Annotated in this window: 25 protein-coding genes; 15 read left to right on the top strand and 10 right to left on the bottom strand. The window is 54.4% G+C overall.

Annotated elements, in window-relative coordinates; translation table 11 throughout:
- Positions 1 to 32 precede the first annotated feature (32 nt).
- Together ACZ5FM_RS13310 and ACZ5FM_RS13305 are read left to right on the top strand one after the other, a co-directional pair.
- A complete protein-coding gene (locus ACZ5FM_RS13310) occupies positions 33 to 812 on the top strand; it encodes a MetQ/NlpA family ABC transporter substrate-binding protein (protein ID WP_259142546.1) in 780 nt (259 codons plus the stop codon).
- A 193-nt stretch (positions 813 to 1005) separates the two neighbouring features.
- Positions 1006 to 3216 (top strand): bifunctional diguanylate cyclase/phosphodiesterase, encoded by a 2211-nt coding sequence (locus ACZ5FM_RS13305; RefSeq protein ID WP_464038921.1) that lies wholly within the window; start codon positions 1006 to 1008, stop codon positions 3214 to 3216.
- A gap of 130 nt (positions 3217 to 3346) precedes the next feature.
- Here the strand turns inward: ACZ5FM_RS13305 and trhO are convergent, their stop codons facing one another.
- From trhO to ACZ5FM_RS13290, 3 genes are all read right to left on the bottom strand, one after another.
- On the bottom strand, positions 3347 to 4291 hold the full coding sequence (gene trhO, locus ACZ5FM_RS13300) for an oxygen-dependent tRNA uridine(34) hydroxylase TrhO (RefSeq protein ID WP_250982264.1): 945 nt from the start codon (positions 4289 to 4291) through the stop codon (positions 3347 to 3349).
- Between the two features lie 107 nt (positions 4292 to 4398).
- A complete protein-coding gene (locus tag ACZ5FM_RS13295; protein WP_464038920.1) occupies positions 4399 to 5310 on the bottom strand; it encodes a CHAD domain-containing protein in 912 nt (303 codons plus the stop codon).
- Entirely contained in the window at positions 5294 to 5782 is a 489-nt protein-coding gene (locus ACZ5FM_RS13290) for a CYTH domain-containing protein (protein ID WP_464038919.1), read from the bottom strand. The genes ACZ5FM_RS13295 and ACZ5FM_RS13290 overlap by 17 nt, the downstream gene beginning before the upstream one ends.
- A gap of 154 nt (positions 5783 to 5936) precedes the next feature.
- On the opposite strand from ACZ5FM_RS13290, the gene ACZ5FM_RS13285 reads away from it, so the two are divergent.
- The 4 genes from ACZ5FM_RS13285 (at position 5937) to ACZ5FM_RS13270 (ending at position 8421) form a co-directional block, all read left to right on the top strand.
- Positions 5937 to 6575 carry a 2-dehydro-3-deoxy-phosphogluconate aldolase gene (locus ACZ5FM_RS13285; protein ID WP_464038918.1) on the top strand — a complete coding sequence of 213 codons (639 nt, stop codon included), beginning with the start codon at positions 5937 to 5939 and terminating at the stop codon, positions 6573 to 6575.
- 127 nt (positions 6576 to 6702) lie between these two features.
- Positions 6703 to 7404 (top strand): tellurite resistance TerB family protein, encoded by a 702-nt coding sequence (locus tag ACZ5FM_RS13280; RefSeq protein WP_464038917.1) that lies wholly within the window; start codon positions 6703 to 6705, stop codon positions 7402 to 7404.
- Positions 7405 to 7516: 112 nt separating this feature from the next.
- Complete coding sequence (locus ACZ5FM_RS13275; protein WP_464038916.1) at positions 7517 to 8200, top strand: GNAT family N-acetyltransferase; 684 nt, start codon at positions 7517 to 7519, stop codon at positions 8198 to 8200.
- Positions 8197 to 8421, top strand: coding sequence for a hypothetical protein (locus ACZ5FM_RS13270; RefSeq protein WP_464038915.1), 225 nt, complete (start codon positions 8197 to 8199; stop codon positions 8419 to 8421). Before ACZ5FM_RS13275 ends, ACZ5FM_RS13270 begins: the two co-directional genes overlap by 4 nt.
- Positions 8422 to 8433: 12 nt before the next feature.
- On the opposite strand, the gene ACZ5FM_RS13265 is transcribed toward ACZ5FM_RS13270, so the two are convergent.
- From ACZ5FM_RS13265 to ACZ5FM_RS13255, 3 genes are all read right to left on the bottom strand, one after another.
- Positions 8434 to 9489, bottom strand: a complete 1056-nt coding sequence (locus ACZ5FM_RS13265) for a nickel/cobalt transporter (protein WP_464038914.1) — start codon at positions 9487 to 9489, stop codon at positions 8434 to 8436.
- Positions 9486 to 10130 (bottom strand): DUF1007 family protein, encoded by a 645-nt coding sequence (locus tag ACZ5FM_RS13260; protein ID WP_464038913.1) that lies wholly within the window; start codon positions 10128 to 10130, stop codon positions 9486 to 9488. The genes ACZ5FM_RS13265 and ACZ5FM_RS13260 overlap by 4 nt, the downstream gene beginning before the upstream one ends.
- A gap of 91 nt (positions 10131 to 10221) precedes the next feature.
- On the bottom strand, positions 10222 to 11115 hold the full coding sequence (locus tag ACZ5FM_RS13255) for a LysR family transcriptional regulator (RefSeq protein WP_192488044.1): 894 nt from the start codon (positions 11113 to 11115) through the stop codon (positions 10222 to 10224).
- A 539-nt stretch (positions 11116 to 11654) separates the two neighbouring features.
- Here ACZ5FM_RS13255 and odc2 point away from each other — a divergent pair.
- The 5 genes from odc2 (at position 11655) to ACZ5FM_RS13230 (ending at position 16244) form a co-directional block, all read left to right on the top strand.
- Positions 11655 to 12788 (top strand): ornithine/lysine decarboxylase, encoded by a 1134-nt coding sequence (gene odc2, locus ACZ5FM_RS13250; RefSeq protein ID WP_192488045.1) that lies wholly within the window; start codon positions 11655 to 11657, stop codon positions 12786 to 12788.
- A gap of 194 nt (positions 12789 to 12982) precedes the next feature.
- On the top strand, positions 12983 to 13552 hold the full coding sequence (locus tag ACZ5FM_RS13245) for a GNAT family N-acetyltransferase (RefSeq protein ID WP_192488046.1): 570 nt from the start codon (positions 12983 to 12985) through the stop codon (positions 13550 to 13552).
- 299 nt (positions 13553 to 13851) lie between these two features.
- Complete coding sequence (locus ACZ5FM_RS13240; protein ID WP_464038912.1) at positions 13852 to 14538, top strand: OmpW/AlkL family protein; 687 nt, start codon at positions 13852 to 13854, stop codon at positions 14536 to 14538.
- 261 nt (positions 14539 to 14799) lie between these two features.
- Entirely contained in the window at positions 14800 to 15264 is a 465-nt protein-coding gene (locus ACZ5FM_RS13235) for a glyoxalase superfamily protein (protein ID WP_464038911.1), read from the top strand.
- A 332-nt stretch (positions 15265 to 15596) separates the two neighbouring features.
- Positions 15597 to 16244, top strand: coding sequence for an outer membrane protein (locus ACZ5FM_RS13230; RefSeq protein WP_250982254.1), 648 nt, complete (start codon positions 15597 to 15599; stop codon positions 16242 to 16244).
- Between the two features lie 283 nt (positions 16245 to 16527).
- On the opposite strand, the gene ACZ5FM_RS13225 is transcribed toward ACZ5FM_RS13230, so the two are convergent.
- From ACZ5FM_RS13225 to ACZ5FM_RS13215, 3 genes are all read right to left on the bottom strand, one after another.
- The gene (locus tag ACZ5FM_RS13225; protein WP_250982253.1) at positions 16528 to 17520 is read right to left on the bottom strand and encodes a WD40 repeat domain-containing protein; all 993 of its coding nucleotides are present in this window, start codon (positions 17518 to 17520) and stop codon (positions 16528 to 16530) included.
- Positions 17521 to 17713: 193 nt separating this feature from the next.
- Complete coding sequence (locus tag ACZ5FM_RS13220) at positions 17714 to 18826, bottom strand: CobW family GTP-binding protein (protein ID WP_192488051.1); 1113 nt, start codon at positions 18824 to 18826, stop codon at positions 17714 to 17716.
- A 128-nt stretch (positions 18827 to 18954) separates the two neighbouring features.
- Positions 18955 to 19752, bottom strand: a complete 798-nt coding sequence (locus ACZ5FM_RS13215) for a creatininase family protein (RefSeq protein WP_464038910.1) — start codon at positions 19750 to 19752, stop codon at positions 18955 to 18957.
- 81 nt (positions 19753 to 19833) lie between these two features.
- Here ACZ5FM_RS13215 and ACZ5FM_RS13210 point away from each other — a divergent pair, with 81 nt between their 5' ends.
- From ACZ5FM_RS13210 to ACZ5FM_RS13200, 3 genes are all read left to right on the top strand, one after another.
- Positions 19834 to 20328 carry a MarR family winged helix-turn-helix transcriptional regulator gene (locus tag ACZ5FM_RS13210; protein ID WP_250982250.1) on the top strand — a complete coding sequence of 165 codons (495 nt, stop codon included), beginning with the start codon at positions 19834 to 19836 and terminating at the stop codon, positions 20326 to 20328.
- Between the two features lie 143 nt (positions 20329 to 20471).
- A complete protein-coding gene (locus ACZ5FM_RS13205; RefSeq protein ID WP_192488054.1) occupies positions 20472 to 21494 on the top strand; it encodes a LacI family DNA-binding transcriptional regulator in 1023 nt (340 codons plus the stop codon).
- Positions 21495 to 21781: 287 nt separating this feature from the next.
- Positions 21782 to 22744, top strand: coding sequence for a 2-hydroxyacid dehydrogenase (locus tag ACZ5FM_RS13200; protein ID WP_464038909.1), 963 nt, complete (start codon positions 21782 to 21784; stop codon positions 22742 to 22744).
- Between the two features lie 59 nt (positions 22745 to 22803).
- On the opposite strand, the gene ACZ5FM_RS13195 is transcribed toward ACZ5FM_RS13200, so the two are convergent.
- Positions 22804 to 23559: a gamma-glutamyl-gamma-aminobutyrate hydrolase family protein gene (locus tag ACZ5FM_RS13195; protein ID WP_464038908.1), complete on the bottom strand. Its 756-nt coding sequence runs from the start codon at positions 23557 to 23559 to the stop codon at positions 22804 to 22806.
- Between the two features lie 303 nt (positions 23560 to 23862).
- Here ACZ5FM_RS13195 and ACZ5FM_RS13190 point away from each other — a divergent pair, with 303 nt between their 5' ends.
- Positions 23863 to 24972: a TRAP transporter substrate-binding protein gene (locus ACZ5FM_RS13190; RefSeq protein WP_192488057.1), complete on the top strand. Its 1110-nt coding sequence runs from the start codon at positions 23863 to 23865 to the stop codon at positions 24970 to 24972.
- The last annotated feature ends 47 nt before the right edge of the window (positions 24973 to 25019 follow it).

The following is a 25019-nucleotide window of genomic DNA, read 5'->3' as shown; positions in this document are numbered from 1 at the left end:
AAGCAATAACAATCTACCCCAAGGAGACTGACATGAAAAAACTGATTATCGCAGCTTCCCTCGCTGCCCTGTTTTCCACCGGCAGCGCGCTGGCTGAAACCATCAAGATCGGTGTAACGCCAGGCGAACATGCCAAGATCATGGAAGTGGTCAAGGAAGTGGCTGCCAAGAAGGATCTCGACCTCGAAATTCTCGAATTCTCTGATTACGTTGTTCCGAACCAGGCGCTGAATGACGGCGAACTGAACGCCAACTCCTTCCAGCACCAGCCATACCTCGACAACCAGGTTGCCGACCGCAAGTTCGACCTCGTCAGCGTTGGCACAACCATCACCACTCCGATGGGCGTTTACTCCAAGAAGGTAAAGAGCCTGGACGAATTGAAGGACGGCGCGACAATCGGTATTCCGAACGACCCGACCAATGGCGGCCGCGCTCTGCTGGTACTGGCCTCCAAGGGTCTGATCAAGGTCAAGGAAGAAGCTGGTCTCAAAGTAACGCCTGCTGACGTTATCGAAAACCCGAAGAACCTGCAGTTTGCAGAATTGGATGCTGCCCAGCTGCCACGCGCGCTTGATGATACCGATGCTTCGGTCATCAACACCAACTACGCTTCGCAGGGTGGCCTTAATCCGAAGACCGATGCTATCGCTATTGAAAGCGAAAAGTCGCCTTACGCCAACATCATCGTTGTGCGCACTGCCGACAAGGACCAGCCATGGGTAAAAACTCTGGTTGAATCCTACCAGAGCCCGGAAGTGAAGGCTTACATCACCGACGAATTCAAGGGCACGGTTATCCCTTCCTGGTAAGCATTTTACCGCGAAATAACCTAGAGTTTATGGGCCTTCCTCGCAAAAGCGAGGAAGGCTTTTTATTGTCCGAAAAACTCCCCTTAGCCGACTACAGTTTCATACCTGTGCTTTTTAAGGGGGTAGCCGGTCGCAGATTTAATATCTTTTGAACAATTTCCCCGGAAAGTGTTGTTTTCTCGAAGGGAATTGCATGCGGACCAAACCGCGAGACGTCGTGAATACATCGCAAAGAGAGTGGCGTCGCATCGTCACTGCTCTCCTTGCTGCTTTGGCCGTTATTGTAACAGTCGTCACGATGCTCGTTTTGTCTGCTCTGAACGACGTTGCCCAGAACACCAACAAGCTGGATGAGGAACGTTCACGCGAAACCATTACCGGTGCGTTGGAGACGTTTCAGGCGCAGTTGGGTGCAACGCTAAACGACTATGCTGCCTGGGATGATGCTGCCCAGTTTGTTTATGCTGCCAATGGCCACGACTGGGTTGTCAGCAACTACGGCGATATGACTGTCAACAGCGAGTTGTTTGATACGGCGCTGGTGATCGACGAAAATGACCGTGTTCAGATGTTTTATCAGTTTGGGCAGCCGGTTCTGCGTTCTCCGCAGGAACTGTTTCCGACCGGTCTGACAGAGCTGCTCAAGACTGTCCGGCAGATACCTTTCGGCCAGAACCCAGAGGCGACCGGCTTTGTCCAATCGGACCGCGGCATTACCGTTATCGGCGCAGCACTCATCCGCCCCAAGATGGCACTTGACGTTCCCGCTGGTGAGACACGTCGTTATCTGGTGTTCGCCCGTCATCTGGACACTGCCAAGATCAAGCGCCTGTCGAAAACCTATGTTGTCGATGGTCTGCAATTACGTAAAGCCAACTTTGACGCTCGCTATTTTGTGAACATCTTCAGCCCGCAAGGTGAGGTGCTTGGCAAATTGACCTGGCGTTCGCGTGCTCCTGGTGATGTCAGCTTCCGGGAGGTGCGTCCGACCGTTCTTCTGGCTGTGGTAATTGCCGGCCTGTTTTTCCTGACGCTGTTTTTTGTCGGCTCAAAAATTATTGGCCGTATCAAGACTGATGAGGCGCACGCCAAGGAAGAGGCGCTGCGGGATCGTCTCAGCGGCCTTTATAACCGCGCCGGACTTTTCCAGCGGCTTGAGCAGATGGTTGCCAAGGCCCGCCTAGGGTCCGATGAGGTCAACCTTCTCTATCTCGATCTGGATGGTTTCAAGGAAGTCAACGATTCCTACGGACACGGAACGGGTGACCGTCTGATCAAGGGCGTTGCTGCCGGCCTGAAGATGCTGGTGCCGCAGGGAGCGGTTCTTGCACGTTTGGGCGGCGATGAATTTGCTGTTGCCATCAACGGTCCCTATTCTAAGCAGCAGTGCCTTGATCTCTGTGAGGCCTGTCTGTTGCTGTTTTCCGAACCATTCGTGATTGGTGAGCGCGTCGCAACGATCGGCTGCAGCATTGGCGTTGCGACCTCCGAGCGCGGGGAGGTTGACGGCGAGGAATTGCTGAGACGCGCCGATATGGCGATGTATGAAGCCAAAGAAAATGGCCGCGGTCGCTGGGTCTCCTATCATGCGCAGTTGGATACCGAACGCGAAGACCGCAACATGCTGGAAGCGGATTTGCGTCGTGCGATTGAAAAAGATGAATTGACGGTCGTTTTCCAACCTGTCGTCAGTGCAAAAAGCCGCCGCATCACGGGGGTCGAGGCCCTGGTGCGCTGGAACCGTGATGGGCACGGTCCTGTGTCTCCAGAGGTGTTTATCCCGGTCGCGGAAACCAGCGGTCTTATTGACCAGTTGGGTCTAATCGTGTTGCGCAAAGCCTGCATGACCGCCCGACGCTGGCCAGAGATCAAACTGTCGGTGAATATCTCTCCGGTTCAGTTCAGAAATCCGTCCTTCTCAACCTCTGTGCATGATGTGTTGCGTCAAACCCAGATGGAGCCGGAGCGGCTACGCTTGGAGATGACAGAAGGCTATTTCATCCAGCATCCTGAACGTGCCAGCTTTGTCATCGAGAAGCTGAAGGCTCTTGGTGTTCAGATTGCGCTGGATGATTTTGGCGCAGGTTTTGCCAGTGTCGGATATCTGCGCCGTTTCGGTTTTAATAGAATGAAGATTGATCGCTCTCTGGTCGCGGCTCTGGAGAATGGTGGCCGTTCGCTTGACATGCTGGAAGCGACCGTAGCGTTGGCGCGCTCGCTGGAAATTCCTGTCACGGCTGAAGGCGTGGAAAGCGTCGAGCAGGCATCCATTCTGCAATTATGCGGTTGCGACGAATTGCAGGGATATCTGTTCTCAAAGCCGGTTTCGCCGGAAGAGGTAACTTTGCTGTTGGAACGCCAGAAGGCAACCTTGCCCCGTGACGAGCAAAGGGCATTTGGCTGAGCGGCTTTGCGTGTATTCAGCCTGCCTGTTTCCGGGACGATCAAATTCCAAAAGACAAGGGCACACTGACGTTCAAATCAGTATGCCCCAGCATTTTGATATAAGCCGTGTTGGCGTAGACTGGATCGGCTTAACTGCCGATGTGTTTTTGACCGCGTTTCTTGGCCAACATGATCTGCTGCTGACGGTCACGAAAACGCTGACGGTCTTCTTCCGTGCGTTCCTCATAACAACCCGGGCAAGATACGCCTTCCTCGAACATAGGGGACAGGCGAACGTCTGGGGTAATTGGATTGCGGCAGGCGTGGCAAAGCTGGTGGTTGCCTTCGGCCAGTCCGTGGGTCACCGAAACGCGCTCATCGAACACGAAACATGCGCCTTCCCAGAGGCTTTCTTCCTGCGGGATTTCTTCCAGATATTTGAGAATGCCGCCCTTGAGGTGGTAAACCTCTTCAAAACCCTGCTCTTTCATGAAAGCAGTGGCCTTCTCACAGCGAATACCGCCTGTGCAATACATGGCGATTTTCGGCTTGTTGTGCAGGCCGGGATTGTTTTTCACCCAGTCTGGAAACTCGCGAAATGTCTTGGTGTTCGGATCGACAGCATCCTTGAAGATGCCGATTGCCGTTTCATAATCATTACGCGTATCGATCAGGATCGTCTCAGGATCCGAGATCAGCGCGTTCCAGTCCTTCGGGTCGACATAGGTGCCAACAATCTTCTTCGGATCGATATCCGGCACACCCATGGTGACGATTTCTTTTTTCAGCTTCACCTTCATGCGCACGAACGGCATTTTGGAAGCGCGGCTTTCCTTGTGTTCCAGCGCGGAAAATTCCGGTTGCGAGCGGATGAAAGCCAGAATTTTGGCAATTCCTTCGTCCGTCCCGGCAATCGTGCCGTTGATACCTTCATGGGCCAGCAGCAGCGTGCCCTTGATGCCATTTTCCTGGCAGGCGCGGAACAGCGTTTCGCGGAAGCTTTCAAACTGCGGAAAGCTTGCGAAATGATAAAGGGCAGCCACGAGAAATTCGCCAGTGGCTTCCGGGCGCGGAAGAATTGTTGTGTCGGTCATGGCGCTGAAATACAGCCAGACGGCACGCTACGCAATGCGGATTCTACGATTTTTACAGGGTTCAGGTGATTTTGAATTTTGTCAAATCCCCTGGCGTACAGGCATTCTCATGCAGCGCATGCCCGTTTCCAGAGTGATTTGATGGTTTTGCTTTCGGCGTCTGGGCGATCGCGGAAAACGAGCTCAGACAGCTCGAGAGATGTTTGTTCCAGCTTCTGCTGCTGGTTGATGATGGCGTCCAGCAACCGGGCCAGTGTATCGCCATTGCCGAAAATATCGGGTTCGCGATCTGCACAGGCGGCTAGCACCGAAAGGTCATTCTGGTGACCCAGCAGTTCAGCGAGAGCTGTGGCGTTCTTTTCCTTGGCCAGCATTGCTGAGGGCCAGATTTTTCGCAGCAAGGCGAGATACATGCGGTAGGTCTGGCAACATTTGCGCAGGTCGTGGAAAGCTTCCGCTTTTTCTCCCTTGCGGCATTCTTGCTGCGCAAGGGCGGCCTTTTTGCCATTTGTCAGCCACGCCCTGGCAATGCTTTTGGCGACGCTACGCCTGCTATCAGGCAAGGACAGGCCCTGCACGGCGATCAGCGCTTTTTCGCACTCGGCTATGGCAGCGTTGATGACACCTGAGAGATCACCTTCTTCGCTGTAAATGCGATCACGTCTTTGCGTCAGTGCGGTGCGTGCCATATCAAGTGCTTCGGCTTCTGCGGCGGAACGAGCGTGCTGGTGAAGGTAATTGATGTTTTCGACCAGAGCGGCGGCATCGCGTGCACCGGAAAGCGAACGGGCAACGTCACGCAAGCGGGCATTTTCGGTTTTGAAAAAACCAGGCGCCAGCGGCCTGATCAGCCGGTAGAGGCCACGCAGACGCTTGAACTTCTTGCGTGCCTCATGAATGGCTTCGTGGCGATCGCCAGTTGTATCAGACAAAATGGCAATGGCGTCTGCCAGAAGCGCATTTCCTAGTTTGCGCACCTCTTCCGCAAATGGTTTTGCAGGATCAAGACGATACGACATCCGGCAGTTCCCCGAGCAGGTTTTCCGTGGCCAGATATTGGTTTGAATACCGTTTGTCGCCGGTCACTTCACGGCCCAGCCATGTTGGCAGGTCGGGAGTGTCGTCAACAGATGTCAGTTCCACTTCGGCAACGACCAGACCGCCATATACACCTTCGAAGACATCAACTTCCCAGGTGAAGTTGTTGTGCTCGACAAGGTGGCGGGTTTTCTGGATGACATTGCCAATGGCGGTGCCGATCATCTCTTGCGCATCGCCAAGCGCTATCGAATATTCATATTCGTCGCGTACAAGACTGCTGGCGCCAATCTTGATCGTCAGTGTGGCGTCTTCATCGTTGACGATGCGTACGCGGACTGAGCGGTTTTCTGTTGAAACGACATATCCTTGACGGAAGGTCATGCTGGAGGACACGTCGGTTTTCCATCCATCGCCCGAAACGAGAAATTTGCGTTCTATTTCTTTTGCCATGCAAGCCCATGTCCAATTTTGTGGCACACTATCTCATGGTTTCGTTTGGAAAAAGCAATTTGCCTGAAATATTTGCTTTAGTCTCGACAGGACAATCACGACGCGATAATTCATCACCTGTAATTCAATCGTTTCATATCTGGGAGGCACCGTAATGGCGCAGGACTCTGAAAAACTTCTTTCCATCCTGAAACTTCAGCCGGTTGTGCCTGTTCTGATTGTTGACAGCGTTGCCTCTGCCGTCCCGCTGGCGCGTGCACTGGTTGCTGGTGGTCTGAAGGCCATCGAAATCACCATGCGCACACCTGCGGCGCTTGATGCCGTGCGCGCCGTAGCTGAAGAGGTTGAAGGCGCGCATGTCGGCGCTGGCACCATTCTCAATGCTCGGGATTTCGACGCGGCTGTTGAAGCTGGTTCGACCTTTATCGTTAGCCCAGGCGTTAACAGAAGCGTTCTGGATGCTGCCAAAAATTCCAAGGTTCCGTTGCTGCCAGGTGCTGCAACCGCCAGCGAAGTCATGGCGTTGCGCGATGAAGGTTACAAGGTTTTGAAGTTCTTCCCGGCCGAGCAGGCTGGTGGCGCACCTTACCTCAAGGCACTGTCTTCGCCGTTGGCGGGCACCTTCTTCTGCCCAACCGGCAGCATTTCGCTGAAGAACGCCAATGACTATCTGTCATTGCCAAATGTCGTCTGCGTTGGCGGTTCATGGGTTGCGCCGCGTGAGCTGGTGGCAACGGGTGACTGGGCAGGCATTACCAAGCTGGCAGCAGAAGCAGCGGCTCTCGCCGTCTAATCAGACCGCAAGACCAGAATTTTCGCGAAGCAGCGTGATATCCGTCACGCTGCTTTTTTTGTGATTTGTATTTGGCTATTGCCGTTCCTATCTCCAGTGACGAGTTTGATCGAAACAGGAGATTTTGATGTTCGACGCCAAGAAGCTTCTTGAACAATTCCTTGGTTCCCAGGTGCCGGGACTTTCAGGGACTGTTCGTGACAGAGCAGGTCAGGCTGCCGATATCGCCAAGAACAACCCGCTGAAAACCGGCGCACTTGCCGCAGCTATTCTTGGCACAAAGACCGGCCGCAAGCTGGCGGGCAACGCGGCAACCGTGGGCGGTATCGCTGCCATTGCCGGTCTTGGTTATCTCGCATATCAGAACTACAAATCCGGGCAGGCGCCGCAAAACGTACCGCAGCCTGAGCCGACAACTGAACTTCTGCCGCCGCCGGCAGATTCGCCCTTCCACCCTCAGGCGCCAACACTATCCAATGATTTTGCCCTGACGCTGGTGCAGGCGATGATTGCTGCTGCCAAGGCTGACGGTCACATTGATGCCGGTGAACGCGTGCGTATCATGGAAAAGGTACAGATTTCCGGTCTCGATACGGAAGCTGAACGCTTCATTGAAAAAGAGTTGGCTGAACCGCTCGATCTCGATGCGCTTGTGGCCGCTGCCAAGAGCGAAGAACAGAAGGTGGAGCTTTATACGGCATCCCGCCTGACGATTGATCCAGATACACGCGCAGAACGCGGTTATCTTGACCTGTTGGCCGGCCGACTTGGGTTGCCGGATGCGCTGGTCGACCACATTGAAGCGACGGTTTCAGCCGCTAAGGCCTGATAAAGATTTCGGCGGGGTTGCGCGTTAGGTGGCAACCCTACTGCCCGATATGCTGTTGTTTTTGAGCAATGACTGGCCTACATCTTTTCTCAACAAAATGGTGAGGAAAAGAATGCGCGATCTTGCTGATTTCAAGGGATGTCCGGCTCCAAAACCGGTGACGCTTAAGGGAAAGTACGTCACCGCACAGCCATTTGATCGCACCGCACATCTGCAGAAACTCTGGGATGCCCTTGGCGGTCTGGAAACCAACGCCCTTTTGAAATATTTCCCGCAGCAAGCCTTCCCGAATGCTGATGCGTTTGGTGACTGGATCGAAGGCGCGCAGCAGAAACTCGGCTGGGTCACTTTGGTATTTGCCGAAAATGCCGGCGGTACCGTTGTTGGTATGGCAAGCTACATGCGGCCAGATCCTGCCAATGGCGTGATCGAGGTTGGTTCCGTGGCGCATGGCGCAGCGATGAAGCGCTCAGCGCTTTCCACCGAAGTTCATTACCTGATGGCCAAACATGTGTTCGAGGATCTTGGTTATCGCCGCTACGAGTGGAAATGCCATAATGAAAACGAGCCGAGCAAGGTCACGGCGAGACGTTACGGCTTTACTTTCGAAGGTGTGTTCCGTCAACACATGGTGTCAAAGGGTGCGAACCGCGATACCGCATGGTTTTCGATCATTGACAGCGAATGGCCTGTGATCCGTGATGCCTTTGAGGCATGGCTCGATCCTGACAATTTCGATGCTGATGGCTCACAGAAACGGAAACTGGAAGATATCCGCGCGGGGATGTCCGCATGACCAGTGCTGATCCAAAAGGACGTTCGCCTGTTTTTGCTGCTGCCGTGATTTTTGTTGGCGTTGCCCTGCTGTTTTTTGTGATGCCAAACATCATGCTGTGGCTGGCGGATTATTCGCCCTGGCTGGCTGCGGCATTTGGCGCGATGGCAGTGCTGTCATTCTTTCTTCTGTTCTGGCTGCGCGGGCGGTACCAGCGTCGCAAGGACCAGTCTGACACCTGACTGCGTGGCGCATCAGGACTGCAAGGAAGCGCCGAGCAAGGCGAGGCCCATCAACAACACAAACAGCGCACCGGCAATTTCAATGACGGTGGCGACGCGCATGGCTTTGGTGGTGCCGGAACCTGCGTAACGAACAGCCACGTCCTTGGCCATGACGGCCAATGTGGCCAGGATGGATACGGTGATCGCCGTGCCGATCGACATTGCCAATACAGACAGGACGCCGCCGAGATAGAGGCTGTTCAACAGCGAAAAGCTCATGACGATGATCGCGCCTGAACAGGGGCGCAAGCCCACTGCAATGATGGCAGACCATGCCTCATGCAGACTGAAATCACGAGACCGCAACATGGATGGGTCCGGTGTGTGGGCGTGACCGCATGTCGAGCAAACATTGCCGGCGCCACTGTGCTGATGATCAGGGAAAACCTGTTGTCCCTTAAATTTGAGGCCGGTTCCCATGCCCTTGGTTCCAAGGGCGCTTGCGCCAGCATTTTCAACCACAACAGGGGCAGCGGCCGGTTCACGCACCATAATGCTGCGCAATTTGCGCACCAGCAGCCATGCGCCAAACAGGGCGATCATCGCAAAGCTGGCAATCTCCATGGCTTGTGTGGCCTTTGTCATGGTGATCGACGTGCCGCGCAGGACCAGATAGGCCGCACCAACCAGCAGAATTGCGACGATGCCCTGCAGCACCGCCGAAATGAACGAGATGAGCACTCCGCGACGCAGCTCCGTCTCATTGGCAATCATGTAGGAGGAGATGACTGCCTTGCCGTGGCCGGGACCAGCGGCATGGAACACACCATATGCGAAGGAAAGGCCGATAAGCGAGGCCAGGGCCCAAGGATCTTCGCGCATCGCTTTTAATGCACCGGTCAGGGCGCGATAGAAGCTTTGCTGGTGCATGTTGATCCAGGCGAAAAATGAACCGAATGGACCTGATACGGAAAAGGATGGCTCCGCAGAGCCAATGCCAAGCGGAGATTGCGCATGGGCAGCCGTTGCCAGAAAGACGCCACTTATCAAAAGAAGCGGCACCATGCGGTTCAATCTGCTTGTCATGGGCAGGTTACCTCCAGCCTTGTCGAAAACAGTTTCGACATGTCTGTTCCGGTTGGGTCGTTAAAAAACGCGTCCGTCAAGGTAGACTGGTTCTGCGCCAGAACCTCATCGGCGTCCGGGCGGATGACGGCACGTTTACAGGCGTTAAAACCGTCTCCCTTGGTGGCCAGATCTGTATCATTTGCGAAATCGATCGCGGTATACATGGTCGGATCCCACACACCGAAGCTCATCTTGCCTTTCATTGGCATCGGCTTGGCGGGCTTGATCGAAAAGAACATCAGGATCTGGCCGTTGTCGTAATCGACATGAATGGCGTCCGGTTTGGCAAGCTCGGTCTTTTTCCCGTCTTCGGTCACGAAGGTATAATAGTCGAAGTCGGCAAGCGATTCATGTACCACCTTGCCCACTTCGGCCAACTCATCCTTGTCGAGCTTCAGATCGCTGTTCTTGTCGAAATCCAGCATCACACTGGCAGAAAACATTTCGTCAAAACGCCAGATGTTGCGCAGTTCGCTGATGTTGCCGTGTGAACCGGCAATGACCTCAAGACGTGCTTCTGCAAAGATATGCGGATGGGCAAAGGCCGGGGCAGGGGCGAGCAACAGCCCAGCCGCAATTGCAGTTCTTGTCTTTTTCATCAACCCATGTGCCCTTCGCGAATCTGTCAGCCAGTTTTAGCGGAAAATGGGACCGAATTTCGACTCAGCTCACGATCAATTTATCGGTGACCTATCCGTTCTTGCGAAACCAGTTCGACAGGAAGTCGACAAAGCTGCGCACTTTGGCGGGCAGATAACGGCGATGAGGGTAAACCGCATAGATGCCTCGGTCTCTAGCGATGTAGTCATCGAACAGGGTTACCAGTTCACCGGACTGGATATAGGGCTTGGCAATGAAGTCCGGTACCATGGCGACACCCAGTCCCGCTCGCGCCGCACGCAATGTGGCCTGTGGCGAGTTGACCTCAATCGGGCCACTGACAGCCACCGAGGCATTGGCGCCATTCGGTTCGAAATATCTGATGTTGTTGTGGAAGCGTGAGTTGGTATCGACAATGAACGGCACGCGGGACATGTCTTGCGGCTCATTTAGCGGACCGTACTGGGCGACAAAATCGGCTGTGGCGACAGCATAGACTCGAAAATCGGAGAGCTTGCGGGCAATGAGACCGGAATCTTCCAGCTTGGTAATGCGCACCGCAAGGTCAAAACCTTCCTCGATCAGGTCAACGAAACGGTCTTCTGCCAAAATCTCCAGCTGAAGCTCAGGATTTTCCTTGGCGAAGTCGATCAGGCTCTGGCCGATTTCGGCGTCGATGAAGGTGCGTGGTACCGAGATGCGCAACTTGCCTTTCAGGTCCGCATTGTTCTCACGCACCAGGTCGGCGAGGTTGTCGATTTCCTTCAGAATATCAGAGGCGGTGCGGTAATAGGTATGGCCCGCTTCGGTCAGCGAAAACTGCCGTGTCGTCCGGTTCAGCAACAGGGCGCCGAGATCGTCTTCCAGCTCGCGTACATATTTCGAAAGCAATGCTTTGGAGCGCCCGGTTTTGCGGGCTGCAGCCGAGAAACCTTCCGCTTCGACAACGTCAATAAATGCACGGATGCGGGTGAGGGTATCCATGGCTGTTCTCTCCTGTTTGTTCCATATAATTGAACGTTCGGGCGTCGCTGTTCAATGGAAAAATACATGGTGAAAAAAACCTCAATTCGATGAAAAAATCCTCTTGATTATGACGGCGAATATTCTTATTTCCCGTTTTGCCCAAAGTCGCACGTGCCCATGGGTGTCCGCCGTCCCTCGATGTGGTGAGGAGTTCGGTAAGGTACCTGGAACTAACCCCTCCAGTCGCTATTCCGGCCAACCGGAAAATGCGAGGACATCTGAAGCAACGACGGTGCGGGCCTTTCTGGTTCTCTGCCGGCTTTCCATCAGCCGGGGTACTAAAGAGGCACACCATCATTGCCGGAAGTGCGGTTGGGTCCAATCCCTCCAATCTATGGCAGACAAAGCCGGATAATTCCCGTGGCAGGGTTTTGTCCATATTTGCGCCTTGAGCGTATGCAACTGATCTGCGCCTCCACCGGCTGATCGGTAAGCATATCTCGAGCGTTCTTTGTCCTCCGGAATTTCCGGAGCCGGATTATACAGGGATTATAACGATGACGACTGCACGCATCCTTGACTTCATCAAGACCCGCCGTCCTGAAGGCCCATGCCTCGTGGTTGACCTCGAGGTCGTGCGCGACAACTACCATGCTTTCGAGCACGCGCTGCCGAACAGCTCGATCTATTATGCCGTGAAGGCAAACCCGGCTCCTGAAATCCTGTCGCTGCTCGCCTCCCTCGGCTCGAACTTCGACTGCGCTTCGGTTGCCGAAATCCAGATGGCGCTTGACGCCGGTGCGACTGCTGACCGTATTTCTTACGGCAACACCATCAAGAAGGAGCGGGACATTTCCCGTGCTTTCGAACTGGGCGTTGGCCTGTTTGCGGTGGACAGCCATGAAGAAGTTGAAAAGATTGCCCGTGCAGCCCCTGGGTCGCGTGTGTTTTGCCGCGTCCTGACTGACGGTGAAGGCGCCGAATGGCCGCTTTCTCGCAAGTTCGGCTGCGTACCGCAGATGGCTGTTGATGTTCTGGTTTACGCACACCAGCTTGGCCTTGAATCCCACGGTGTGTCCTTTCACGTCGGTTCGCAGATGTTGAACCTTGACGCATGGGACGCTGCTCTTTCCGATGCAAAGCGGGTTTTCTCCTCGCTTGCCAAGCAGGGCATCCACCTGAAGATGGTCAACATGGGCGGTGGTTTCCCGACAAAGTATCTGCGCGACATTCCATCGGCAGAAGCTTACGGTCAGGCGATCGATGCTGCGCTTCGTACGCACTTCGGCAACCAGATCCCACAGACGATCATCGAGCCAGGTCGTGGCATGGTCGGCAACGCCGGTGTCATCAAGGCAGAAGTCGTGCTGGTTTCGCGCAAGTCCGACAATGACAACCATCGTTGGGTGTACCTCGACATTGGCAAGTTCGGTGGTCTGGCTGAAACCATGGACGAAGCAATTCGTTACCCGATCCGCACCGAGCGTGACCAGGACGAAATGCAGCCTTGCGTTCTGGCTGGCCCGACCTGCGACAGCGCCGACGTGCTGTACGAAAAGAACATGTATCCGCTGCCCGTATCCCTGACGATTGGCGATGAAGTTCTGATCGAAGGCACCGGTGCATACACCACCACGTATTCGGCGGTGGCGTTCAACGGTTTCGAGCCACTCAAAGCCTATGTGATCTGAGTGTTCTTTGGCCGGGCTGTCAGTGCTCCGGCCAATTAACCCGGATCTTTCCGTTCCGGCCTCGCGCCACGCTTTGCGCAACCCCTGCTTGCTGCACCTCCTCCAGTGAGGATGAGCCGGCGAGGGGCCGGGACGGCTTATTCACAATATTGTTTTGGGGCCGCTTGTGCGCGGTTATGTAACGGGAGGCCGTGATGGCCGCTGTTCTCAATTCAGTCCGGGCGTTTTTCACGCCGCAGACATTCCATATCGAAGCTGAAAATCCGGGCGATGTTGTCGCGCGCGAAAACCTGCTTGACCGTGCCATGGGCCCGGGCCGTCGCCGCAAGTCTTCCGAGAAGCTGCGCAAGGGCCGCATTCCGGCCGATGGTTTGGCACTTGTTGCCCGTGACAATGATGGTCACGTCATCGGCACTGTGCGCCTGTGGAATGTTGAAGCTGGTGTTACGCCGGAAGGTCGTCCGCTACCTGCGCTTCTGCTGGGCCCGCTTGCGGTTGATTCCTTGCATGAAGGCAAGGGTATTGGCGCAGCTTTGATGCGTGCGGCGATTTCCGAAGCGGCCAACCGTGGCCATGGTGCGGTTCTGCTGGTCGGCGATGCACCCTATTACGAACGTTTCGGTTTCTTTGCAGCCAAAACACAGCATCTGGTGATGCCAGGTCCATTTGAGCGTCACCGTTTTCTGGCGCTGGAGTTGAAAGACGGTTGGCTGGATGGCGCCGCCGGCATGCTGGTGGCCAGCGGCCGCAAGCTCTCCTACTGAATTTGATTCCCTGAAATTCCGTGCGATGGCCCCGTTCGGGGCCATTGTCATATCGGGCAACTATTATTTGTGTGACATTTTTGTCGCGACCCGCTTTTCCGCGTTTCAAAACGCAGTGTTAAACCTGTGTGTTTGATCTGGCTCAAACCACCGTGGTGATTTCGGGTCTCATAGTCTCTCCCAACAACCCTGCTGACAGGAAAACCTATTCCAAAACCGCAGGCGATGTTGTCGTGCCAATCCTGTTGCTGATGGAGCAAAGCAGGTTTCGGTGCTCAATTGGTACAAGGAGAGATGAAATGAACACGAAGAACGCAATGCGGGTCATGTTGATGGCTGGCGTAGCATTGATCGGTGCAAACGCAATGGCTGCAGATCTCGCGCCACCAGCGCCTGCGCCAACCGTTGAAGAAGCCATTGAGGCCGCGAGCCCGTGGATGATCCGTGTTCGTGGCGTTGGCGTTATCACACATGACAGCGGTTCTGTTGATCAACTGGCCGGCGCTGGTCTCTCCTATTCCGATACGGTTATTCCGGAACTCGACATCAGCTATTTCTTCACCGACAATATCGCTGCAGAACTCATTCTTGGCACGACCTATGCCAAGATCGATGGCACCGGCGGTCTAGATGGCGTAGCGGTTGGTAAATCCTGGCTGCTGCCACCCACACTGACACTGCAGTACCACTTCACCAATTTCGGCAACTTCAAGCCTTACGTCGGTGCCGGTGTGAACTACTCGCTGTTCTACAACCAGTCTGAAAAGCCCGGTTTCTCCAATCTCGATGTTAAGAACGATTTTGGTTACGCGCTGCAGGTTGGTGCCGACTACATGATCAACAAAAACTGGGGTGTGAACTTCGACGTGAAGAAGATCTTCCTCGACACCAAATGGACTGCCACACATGACGTGCTTGGTCCTGTCAGCGGCAAGGCAAAGATTGATCCTTGGCTGATTGGTGCCGGTATCACTTACCGCTTCTAAGGCCCTAGCTCCCAAGCGGAGCGGTTTATTGCATAGTCATAACCGCAGCAGTTCCATTTGATGCAGCTTTTAGCGAGGCCCGTTTGACGAAGACGGGCCTTATCTCGTATAACGGCGGCACGGGTGAGAGCACCGGCCGTCCGCAGGCATATGCCATGGTGAAGTCTCTCTTAGTCGAACCACGGTTTTCCGCATTTATGCATGCAATCCGATGGCAACGCGGACCCCTTCTGAACAGCATGCTTTTGTTGGAGAACTGTCGTGGCTCATACGGCATCACAATCACATGTGTCTCAGGCGCTGCCATCGCTTGAGAGTTTGAAAGATCAGGCAAAACGTCTTCGCGCACGGCTGCAGGCCGAGGGGCAGGAGATGTCTCATTCAAAATCACTGGAACTGATTGCCGCACAAATGGGATTTCGTGACTGGAATACCCTACATGCGCGCGTCGGCAACCGTCCGCCATTCAATCCCTATTTGTTGGGATCGCAGGTGCGTGGCTTCTATCTCGGACAGGCTTTTGAGGCCGAGGTTTTGGGCGTGCAGTCGCTTGGCGGCAGTCCGGAGCGGTACAGGTTAACGTTGCATTTTGATCAACCTGTCGATGTCGTGACGTTTGAGAGCTTCTCTGCTTTCAGGCAACGCGTGCATTGCAACGTCGACGCCACTGGCCGGACGACCGAGAAGACATCGAATGGCCGGCCGCAGGTGGAACTGGTCTGGTAGTCAGATTAAAAGCTCAGGAAACTTGGGGCAGGCGTGGTTAGTTAACCTGTAAACGCCTGCCTTAATACTTTGTTTTGTAATCTGATTCGCATTCGGGCGTTTTGGTGCAATTTATTGCAAGGTCGTAGGGCTTCGCCGAGCACCTGCATGCCTGCGTTTGTTAAACGGTGACGCGACAAACGCTACTCAAGTGTGAATAAAGTCCCCTTCTTGTAACCGTTTATAAACCTAAACGCGAAAGTCATCTGGGGATTTTCGAGTGTGACATATTTGTTATAGACAACCATAGGAAGAGGTTGTAGCCAGAGCCAATCATATCAAGGAATGTACTAATGTTGAAAAATCTTATCCTCGCCGCAGTTGCTGCATCTGCTTTGTCGGGCGTTGCCCATGCTGCTGACGCTGTGAACGAGGTGCCTGCCGCACCTGTCGCCGACTACGCTGCACCTGCATTTTCGTGGGCTGGTTTCTACGGCGGTGTGACCGGTGGTTACGCTTGGGACAAGGTAAAGCTGGAAGACGACACCTTTGCTGGTTCCACTACATTTAACGGCGCACGCTTCGGTGGTTTTGCTGGCTACAACGCCGAAATCGCACCTTCGATCATTCTCGGTGCTGAAGGTGAGCTCGCTTACAACTGGGCTGACAAGACATTTGGCGGCGCGAAGATCGAAGCTGGCCTGAATGGTTCTGTACGTGCACGCGTTGGTTATGCCATGGACAAGGCGCTGGTTTACGCTGCAGGTGGTTATGCTGCCACTAACGGTAAGATTTCTGTTCCTGGCTACAGCGACAGCGACACATTCCACGGCTGGACAATCGGTGCTGGTGTTGACTACGCCGTAACCGATAACATCTTTGCCCGTGCTGAATATCGTTACAATGACTTCGGCAAGAACACCTACACCGACGGTGCTGACAGCTACAGCCTCAAAGTCAGAGAACACGTCGTCAACGTCGGCGTTGGCTACAAGTTCTAAGACGCTTTAACTATCGATTTTCAAGATGCCCGGTCTCTTCGTTGAGGCCGGGCATTTTCGTTATTACGCTTCCGGTATTCGTTAAAATTGTAAACGTTAATCTTAACTTTTTATTATAACATTAGCATATGCTTGCATAATAGGTATTCGCGGCTACCATTGGAACTGCATCAACGGTGATGCTCTTTATGCCATAACTTCATAAGAGCAACAAAATGCACCGAAAACTCAAAGGGGGCTGTAAGGCCCCCTTTTTTCGTCTGGTCTTTTAAGTCGCTGACTGTCAGCCGGAAATATCGATGACGCCGCAGTCACCGGCTTCCGAGGCAAAAGCAAGCAGTTTGCCGGTGCTGCTCCATGACATTGAGGTGATGGCACCTTTGCCGGGACGGCGCAGCAGTGCTTCCTTGCCGTCTGCAAGTCTGACACCCAGCACCATGCCGTCGATAAAGCCAATCGCCAGTACATCTTCCGCCGGGTGGAAGCTGACGCAGGTCGCCATGATATTGGCGCGTGTGCCCAGTTCCTGCGGCGCTTTGCCCATTGGGCCATCCTTGCCGGCGAAGGGCCAGACGATAGCAGCAGGTGCCCCTGACGACGCCAGCCACTTGCCTTTGGCGGACCAGGACAGTGATTTGACCTTGGCTGGATAACCGGTCATGCGCATGTGGCGCGCTTCCATACCACCCTTTGTTGCTTCCATCTTCCAGCCATGCAGCGCATTTTCCTGCATGGTGGTGACGAGGAACTTGCCGTCCTGCGAGAAGGTGACGCCGGTATGCGCACCCTTCCACTCCAGATCGACAGGCTCGCCAGCCATTCCAACCCAATGCAGGGAAACGCCATTGTAACGGGCAACGGCAATGCGCATGCCCTTGGGCGCAAAGGCCACGCCTTCGACGGTGCGGGTTTCGGTAAATTCCTTCACGCTGCCATCACCGAGGCGCACGAAGGTGGATTTTCCAACACCGTAGGCGATGCTGTTCTGCGGACCGCCAGCGACGACTGAAATCCACTTGCGCGGCACATTGGCCAGTTCATTGAACGAGCCATCATGCAGCACGCGCAGAACCTTGCCATCTTCACCGCCGGTCAACAGTGTGGCGCTGTAAGGATCGCGAATGCAGGTCAACAGGCCCTGATGGGCTTCGGTTACTTTTTCACCGCCATCAAGCCGGTGAATTGTGCCGGCCGCTGTGGCGAAAAAAGGAATATCGCCAAGGAAATGCGTGGAAACGACATGGCCTTCCAGATCAAATGGAGCAACGGTGGGCATTGAATAACGGTCTTTCTGTGTTTGGTATTCTGGGTCCTGCAGGGACGTTTTCACGCTACCCTATCATGGTAATGGTCGGGTTTGGCCCGACCATCGACAACATTTCGAGACTGGCGCCCCAGGTCAAGCCCGAGGACGTCTGGAGGTTACGCTGACGTGCCTGAAAAACGGGTCTTCAAGCACATGTCATGCATCACGCCGTTGCTTCGCAGGCGTGGAAGCTCTTTTCCAGCTTTTCACGATCAAGATCGCGGCCGATGAAAACGAGGCGGGATTCACGCTTTTCACCGTCTTTCCATGGACGCTGGTGATCACCTTCGATGATCATGTGAACGCCCTGAACGACGTAACGTTCGGCATCGCCCTTGAATGCGATGATGCCCTTGAGGCGCAGGATATTCGGACCGTCCGTCTGGGTAACCTTCTGGATCCATGGGAAGAAGCGGTCGGGGTTCATTTCACCGCCGCGCAGCGAGACAGACTTTACCGTGACATCGTGAATGGCCGAGACATCGCCATGATGGTGATGGTGGTCATGACCGTGATCGTGGTGGTGATGATCGTGGCCATCATGGTCGTGATGATGATGTCCATGATCATGATGGTCATGGCCGCAATCCGGGCCGCAGACATGGTCTTCATGGCCGTGCTCAAGGAAATGCGGATCGTTTTCCAAAGCGCGCTCAAGGTTGAATGCACCCTGATCAAGAACGCGGGCAAGATCAACGCCAGAGCGGGTGGTCTTGTAAACGCGTGCGGATGGGTTGATGGCATGCACGACATCTTCGATGCGGGCCAGCTCTTCCGGGCTGACGAGGTCAGTCTTGTTGATGACGACGACGTCGGCAAAGGCGATCTGGTCTTCAGCTTCGCGGCTATCTTTCAGGCGCAGAGGCAGGTGCTTGGCATCAACCAGCGCCACAACGGCGTCGAGTTCGGTCTTGGCGCGAACATCGTCATCCATGAAGAAGGTCTGGGCAACAGGAACAGGGTCTGCGAGACCTGTGGTTTCGACGATGATGCCATCAAAACGGCCGGGACGACGCATCAGGCCTTCGACAACGCGAATAAGGTCGCCACGAACGGTGCAGCAGACGCAGCCATTGTTCATTTCGTAGATTTCTTCATCAGACTCAACGATCAGATCGTTGTCGATGCCGATTTCACCGAACTCGTTGACGATAACTGCATATTTCTTGCCGTGGTTCTCTGAGAGAATGCGGTTGAGCAGTGTCGTTTTACCAGCACCGAGATAGCCGGTCAGAACGGTCACGGGAATTGGCTTGATTGGGGCTGTTTCGGTCATGGGAAACCTCGAATAAGAAAGAAGCGTCGGAACGCCAAATAAAATCTGCTGTTCATATAGGCTGCGTGTGCGGGCAGTTCAAAGAGAATCTGCCTTCAGTTTTTTTGATCCATGCTGTTGGCCGGTTGTTACCCGTCAGCAAGCTGCGCCGTATCAAAGGAATTGATGTCTTCCAGCAATTCAACCAGTCCGGTGACGGAGTGGTTTATCAGTGCCTCTCCTTTTTCAGCCGTTGCAGCACTGGCATTTCCGGCCACACCAAGCGGATTAAGATCACTCATTTTCCAGCCGAAAGCATGTGGGCCGTAGGCGCGCAAATGCTTGTAATTTCTGGCGAAATCTTGCTGCTTTGAGGAGAAGTTGACAGCCTTTTTCATGTCAACCAGCTCGGGATACATCGCCAGCATTACCGACGTTTCGATATCGCCACCGTGAATGTCGAGGGCCTTTTCCTCCGGCGTAATCAGACCGGTTGGCACGCCAAAGCGAGTCCAGCTTGTGGCGACGGCCAGCATGCCGAACCTTACACGAGCTTCGGTTGCGACGATGGTCATAAGCGGCGAATTGCCGCCATGCGCATTCAGCATAACGAACTTTTTGATGCCCCTAGACGCTGCTTCTTCGGCAATGCCGAGCCAGCGTTCCACGGCTTCGTCATAACGCAGGGTTCTTGTGCCCTGCACGTCGATATGTTCGATTGAATACCCGACCGGCTCTACCGGCAGAAAGCTGACGGGCAGGGATGGAGGAAGCGCCCGTTGCAAACGACTGACAATTCCAGTCGCAATCAATGTGTCCGTTTCAAACGGCAGGTGCGGGCCGTGCTGCTCATGGGCTCCCAAAGGCAGCACAATAATATGCTTCGCCGGGTTATTCCCTGATGCTGTTACATTATCTTCGTAAAAGTGCGTGTATGTGTTCGGCATCTGGCAGTGCGATCCGGCTTTCTATATTGGATATCGTACAGCTTATATCCGATCCGCTATCCGGTAAAAGGTTCAAAGGCGATGGGCAAAAAAGACAAGAGCGAAAAGAAGGTCAAGGACGGCAAGAAAAAGGACGAGGTGCTGAACCCTGAAGTTCTGGCGCAGTCCATTGCCCAGGCCGCCCGGTCCATGCGCACAGCGCTTAGCCACAGCCTTGCAACCAGCGGCCTCTATGCTGGCCAGGACGGCGTTGTGCTGGCGCTTGCCAATGAGGGCAGCATGACCCCTGGCCAGATTGCCCAGAAGCTGGGGGTAAAGGCTCCGACCATGACCCGCACAATCGGACGTATGGAGGCGCAGGGCTTTGTCGAGCGCAGTGAAGATGACGGTGATGGCCGCATGACCCGGGTCAAGTTGACCGATGCCGGTCTGCGTAGCGTCGAACACATCAATGCCTCGCTTTCGGTGTGCGCGGCACGTGCCATTGATGGGCTTTCCAACAAGGAAGTCAAAACTGTGGTCAAGTTGCTGCGGGTGATTGATGCCAATCTGCAGAGCAATGGCAGCGCAGAATAAGCCATCCCGATGTCTCTCCATTGCGGATTTCCCGGTTTATCAGATTTTCGTGATTAAACAGATTGCGAAATCTATTTAAATTCTTTAGGTAATTTTAAATGGGAATAGCAGGGCCTGATCAAGCCCGATGTGGAGGGGAGCCTTTGGCTCAAAAAATCAAACTTTCGACGATTGCGGAAAGTCTCGGATTATCAACGGCAACCATCTCTCTGGCACTGCGCGACAGCCCGCTGGTTGCCGCCGATACGCGCGAGAAAATCAAGGAACAGGCCCGCACGCTGGGTTATATTTATAACCGCCGTGCCGCCAGTCTCAGAACCTCCAGATCCGGCATTGTCGGCGTGGTTTTCCATGATGTGATGAACCCGTTTTACGGCGAAATTCTCAAGGCCATCGAGAGTGAACTCGACCGTAGTCGCCAAACTTTCATTCTGTCGAACCACTACGATTCCGTTGAAAAACAACGCAATTTCATCGAGACACTGCTGCAGTTGGGCAGTGATGGCATCATCATGTCGCCGGCCATCGGCACTCCGACTGAAGATCTGAAGCTGGCGGAAGAAAACGGCATGCCGGCCATTCTGGTTGCCCGCTCGATGGACGGCGTTGATATGCCGACCTATCGCGGTGACGACAGTTATGGCATTTCGCTGGCCACCAACCATCTGATCAGTCTTGGTCATCGTACGATCGCTATGGTCGGCGGTACTGACCAGACTTCAACCGGACGTGACCGTTATCAGGGTTACGTCAATGCGCTGCGCAAGGCCAATATTGAAGTTGATCCGAACCTGCGTATTCCCGGCCCACGCTCCAAGCAGGGCGGCTTTGAGGCTGCGGTTCACTTCCTGTCCCTGCCACAAAAGCCGACAGCGGCGGTGTGCTGGAATGATCTTGTGGCCATCGGTCTGATGAACGGTATTTCACGCGCTGGTTTTGTGCCGGGTGTGGATATTTCTGTGACCGGATATGACGACCTTGAGGAAGCGGCAATTGCAACGCCAGCTTTGACCACCGTGTCCAACGGTCAGGCCGAGGTTGGCCGTATGGCAGCGCGTGCGCTGCTTGACCGCCTTGAAGGCAGCCATGAACCGGATGGTATCCATCTGATCAAGCCGGAAATGCGTATTCGCCAATCGACTGGCCCTGTCCGCCCAAGACAGTAACGGATATCGGCATCGTGGCCTTTCAAAGTCATACTATTCTGTTTTAAAGTCTTGAATTGTATGGCGGCAGACAAGGGCATGTCGGGAGCGATTTATCCCGTCATGCATTGCCTGCAACAGGCGATCAAGGGCTTCAAAGCCTTCATCGCGGGGCTGTTTGACGTATGGATAGACAAGCTGAGCTTGAAATGAATTTTACATTTGCATGGCTCATTTTGCCCTTCAGACTGAAAATTTCCTCGCAGAATGGATGAATTTAGTGGGTCCTGACCCTATGGAGGAAGTGCATGTCTGATACCAAAGCGACCGTTCTCGTTCCTGGCAAGATCAATCCGCGTGTTTCCGAACGTCTGAAGGGCAATGTCGAAATCATTACCGTTCCGGCCGGTGACGAGCTCGTTCTGCCGGAGGGCGTAGCTGAACGCGTACGTGGTATTGCCGTGTCCGGCGTTGTTTCTGCGGCTTGGATGAATGCCTTGCCGAAGCTTGAAATCATTGCCAATTTTGGCGTCGGTTATGATGGTGTGGATGCCAAACATGCGGCATCGCGTGGCGTTGTCGTGACCAATACACCGGATGTTCTGAACGATGAGGTGGCTGACACCACCATTGCGCTGCTGATCAATACGTTGCGCCGTCTGCCGCAGGCGGAGAACTATTTGCGTGAAGGACGTTGGGCCAAGGAAGGTGCGTTTGGCCTTTCGCCGTTTTCGCTCAAGGGTCGTACGATCGGTATTTTGGGCCTCGGTCGTATCGGTCTGGAGATTGCCAAGCGTCTGGAACCATTCAAGGTCAATCTTGGCTACCACACCCGCACAAAGCGGGATGACGTGGCCTATACCTATTATGGTTCGCTGAAGGAAATGGCTGAAAAGGTCGATACCTTGATCAGTATCGTGCCTGGCACGGCTGCAACCCACAAGATTATCGATGCCGATGTCTTCAAGGCGTTGGGGCCGCAGGGCGTGTTCATCAATGTCGGCCGTGGTTCAAGCGTTGACGAGGATGCTCTGATCAAGGCGCTGGAGGACAAGGTGATCGGTGCTGCCGGACTTGATGTGTTCTACAATGAGCCGCAAGTGCCGGATGCGTTTCTCAGCCTCGACAACGTTTCGATATTGCCGCATGTCGCTTCGGCGTCCGTTCCGACGCGAAATGCGATGGCAGATCTGGTGGCCGACAATCTTCTTGGCTGGTTCAAGGACAAGACAGTTCTGACACCGGTGCCGGAAACTCCTGTAAAGGGTTGATGGGCGTACCGGCATGCTGAAATTTGATCTCTCCCTCGGCGGGCGAGATTGTGCTGGTATCAGGCCTTGCTGGCCTGATATTCCCTGATAGCCTTGCCGAAAGCTTCAAAAAGGGCACGAGACGGTGCGTCCGTCTCAGCCCAATATTCCGGGTGCCATTGCACACCGACGGCAAATCCCTTTGCATCGATAACCGACACGGCTTCAATCGTGCCATCCTCTGCCGTTGCCTCCACCTGCAGACGCGGTGCTGTTTCGGCAATCGCCTGACGATGCAGGGAGTTGATCTGGATTTCGCCTGCGAGACCCAGATGCTGGGCAATGCAGGAACCCTCTCGGATGATCACTGGCTGGCGAATGGCATAAGCTTCATGACGATCAACATCGGTGGGTTTGCGATGATCCCACACGCCCGGCTGCTCCTGAATTTCACTGGCCAGCGTGCCGCCCAGTGCCACGTTCAGTTCCTGAATGCCACGGCAGATGGCAAACATCGGAATGCCGCGTTCCAGTGCACGACGGATCAATGGCAGGCTAGTGGCATCACGGGCTGGATCGAAAGGTCCATCGCTCTCCTTGGCTTCCATGCCGTAGAGTGAGGGATGCACATTGGTGGCGGAGCCGGACACCAAGAGCCCATCGACACGATCAAGGATTTCATCAATGTCATTGCCTTCGACAAGTGCCGGGATAATGAAGGACATGACGTCAGCGGCCTTGAGCGCTGCATTGATATATTGTGTCTGTGCCGCATGCCATGTTGTGCCGTCGAATTCCCGGATATCGGCTGGGATGGCAATGACTGGTCTTGGCATGATGTCTCCGGCTGAACTTGAAACTTTTCAAGCCTTGTAAAAATGCCTGTTCGTGCCGGAAGTCAAGCGTCCGCAAAACCCACGAAGTAATTGCTGAACGCGGCTCATTCTTTAGTCTAAGGCTATGTGCTGCAGGCGGGTTTTCAGCCGTTTTTTCCGGTAAATGCGGCTAACAGGCCGGTTCTGGCGTGTCTGAAAATCGTGGCTGACCTTGCCAGCGCCAAAGTGCTCATGTTTACTTTCAACCAGGCGTAGCCGTGGGGAGAACGGTCAAGCTTTGTCGCGATTATCTGGGAGGATAATATGGATCGCCGCTCATTCTTGAAAAACAGTGCAGTGACAGGTGCGGGTGCAGGTGCCGCAGCTGTGTCGTTGGCCGCACCGGCAATTGCGCAGGAAAAGACCAAGATCACGTGGCGTCTGACGTCATCATTCCCCAAATCGCTGGATACGATTTTTGGTGGGGCGGAAGACATTGCCAAACATGTTGCTGCGGCAACCGATGGCAACTTCACGATCCAGACATTTGCCGCCGGTGAAATCGTGCCCGGCCTGCAAGCTGCTGATGCCGTGTCGTCAGGCACGGTGGAGATGGCGCATACCTGCTCCTATTATTACGTTGGCAAGGATCCGACCTTTGCGATTGGTTCGGCCATTCCATTCGGTCTTAATGCCCGCCTGACCAATGCCTGGTTCTATGAAGGCAATGGCAACACGCTGATGAACGAGTTTTATGCCAAGCATAAGATTTACGGCATCGTGGCTGGCAATACCGGTGCGCAGATGGGTGGCTGGTTCCGCAAGGAGATCAACACGGTTGATGACCTCAAGGGCGTCAAGATGCGTATTGCCGGTCTCGCCGGCAAGGTGGTAGAGAAACTTGGTGTCGTGCCGCAGCAGGTGGCTGGCGGCGACATCTATCCGGCGCTTGAAAAAGGCACCATTGATGCGGCGGAGTGGATCGGACCTTATGACGACCACAAGCTCGGTTTCCAGAAGGTGGCGAAATATTATTACTATCCGGCCTTCTGGGAAGGCGGACTTGCCATTCACGCCTTTGTTAATCTTGACCAGTGGAACAATTTGCCAAAGCATTACCAAGCAGCGCTGCAAGACGCCTGCGCTTATGCAAATACCCATATGATGGCAAAATACGACACGAAGAACCCAACGGCCATCAAGCAACTGGTCGCGGAAGGCGCGGTGCTGCGGCCATTCAGCCAAGAAGTGTTAGAGGCCTGCTACAAGGCGTCGATGGAAGTTTACAGCGAGATTTCCGCTACCAATGCTGACTTCAAGAAAATCTATGAAGATCAGGCGGCGTTCAAGCGGGAAGGTTATCTCTGGATGCAGCTGTCCGAATATACCTTCGATACGTTCATGATGATCCAGCAACGCAGCGGCAAGCTGTAGGATCGTCGCGGACTTCTCGAGCACCACCAGTTCTAAGTAAAAACCCC

Source organism: Agrobacterium sp. 5Ca50 (assembly GCF_055381905.1).
The sequence above is the reverse complement of the archived record's forward strand: the minus strand, read 5'-3'. Positions and strand labels throughout refer to the sequence as shown.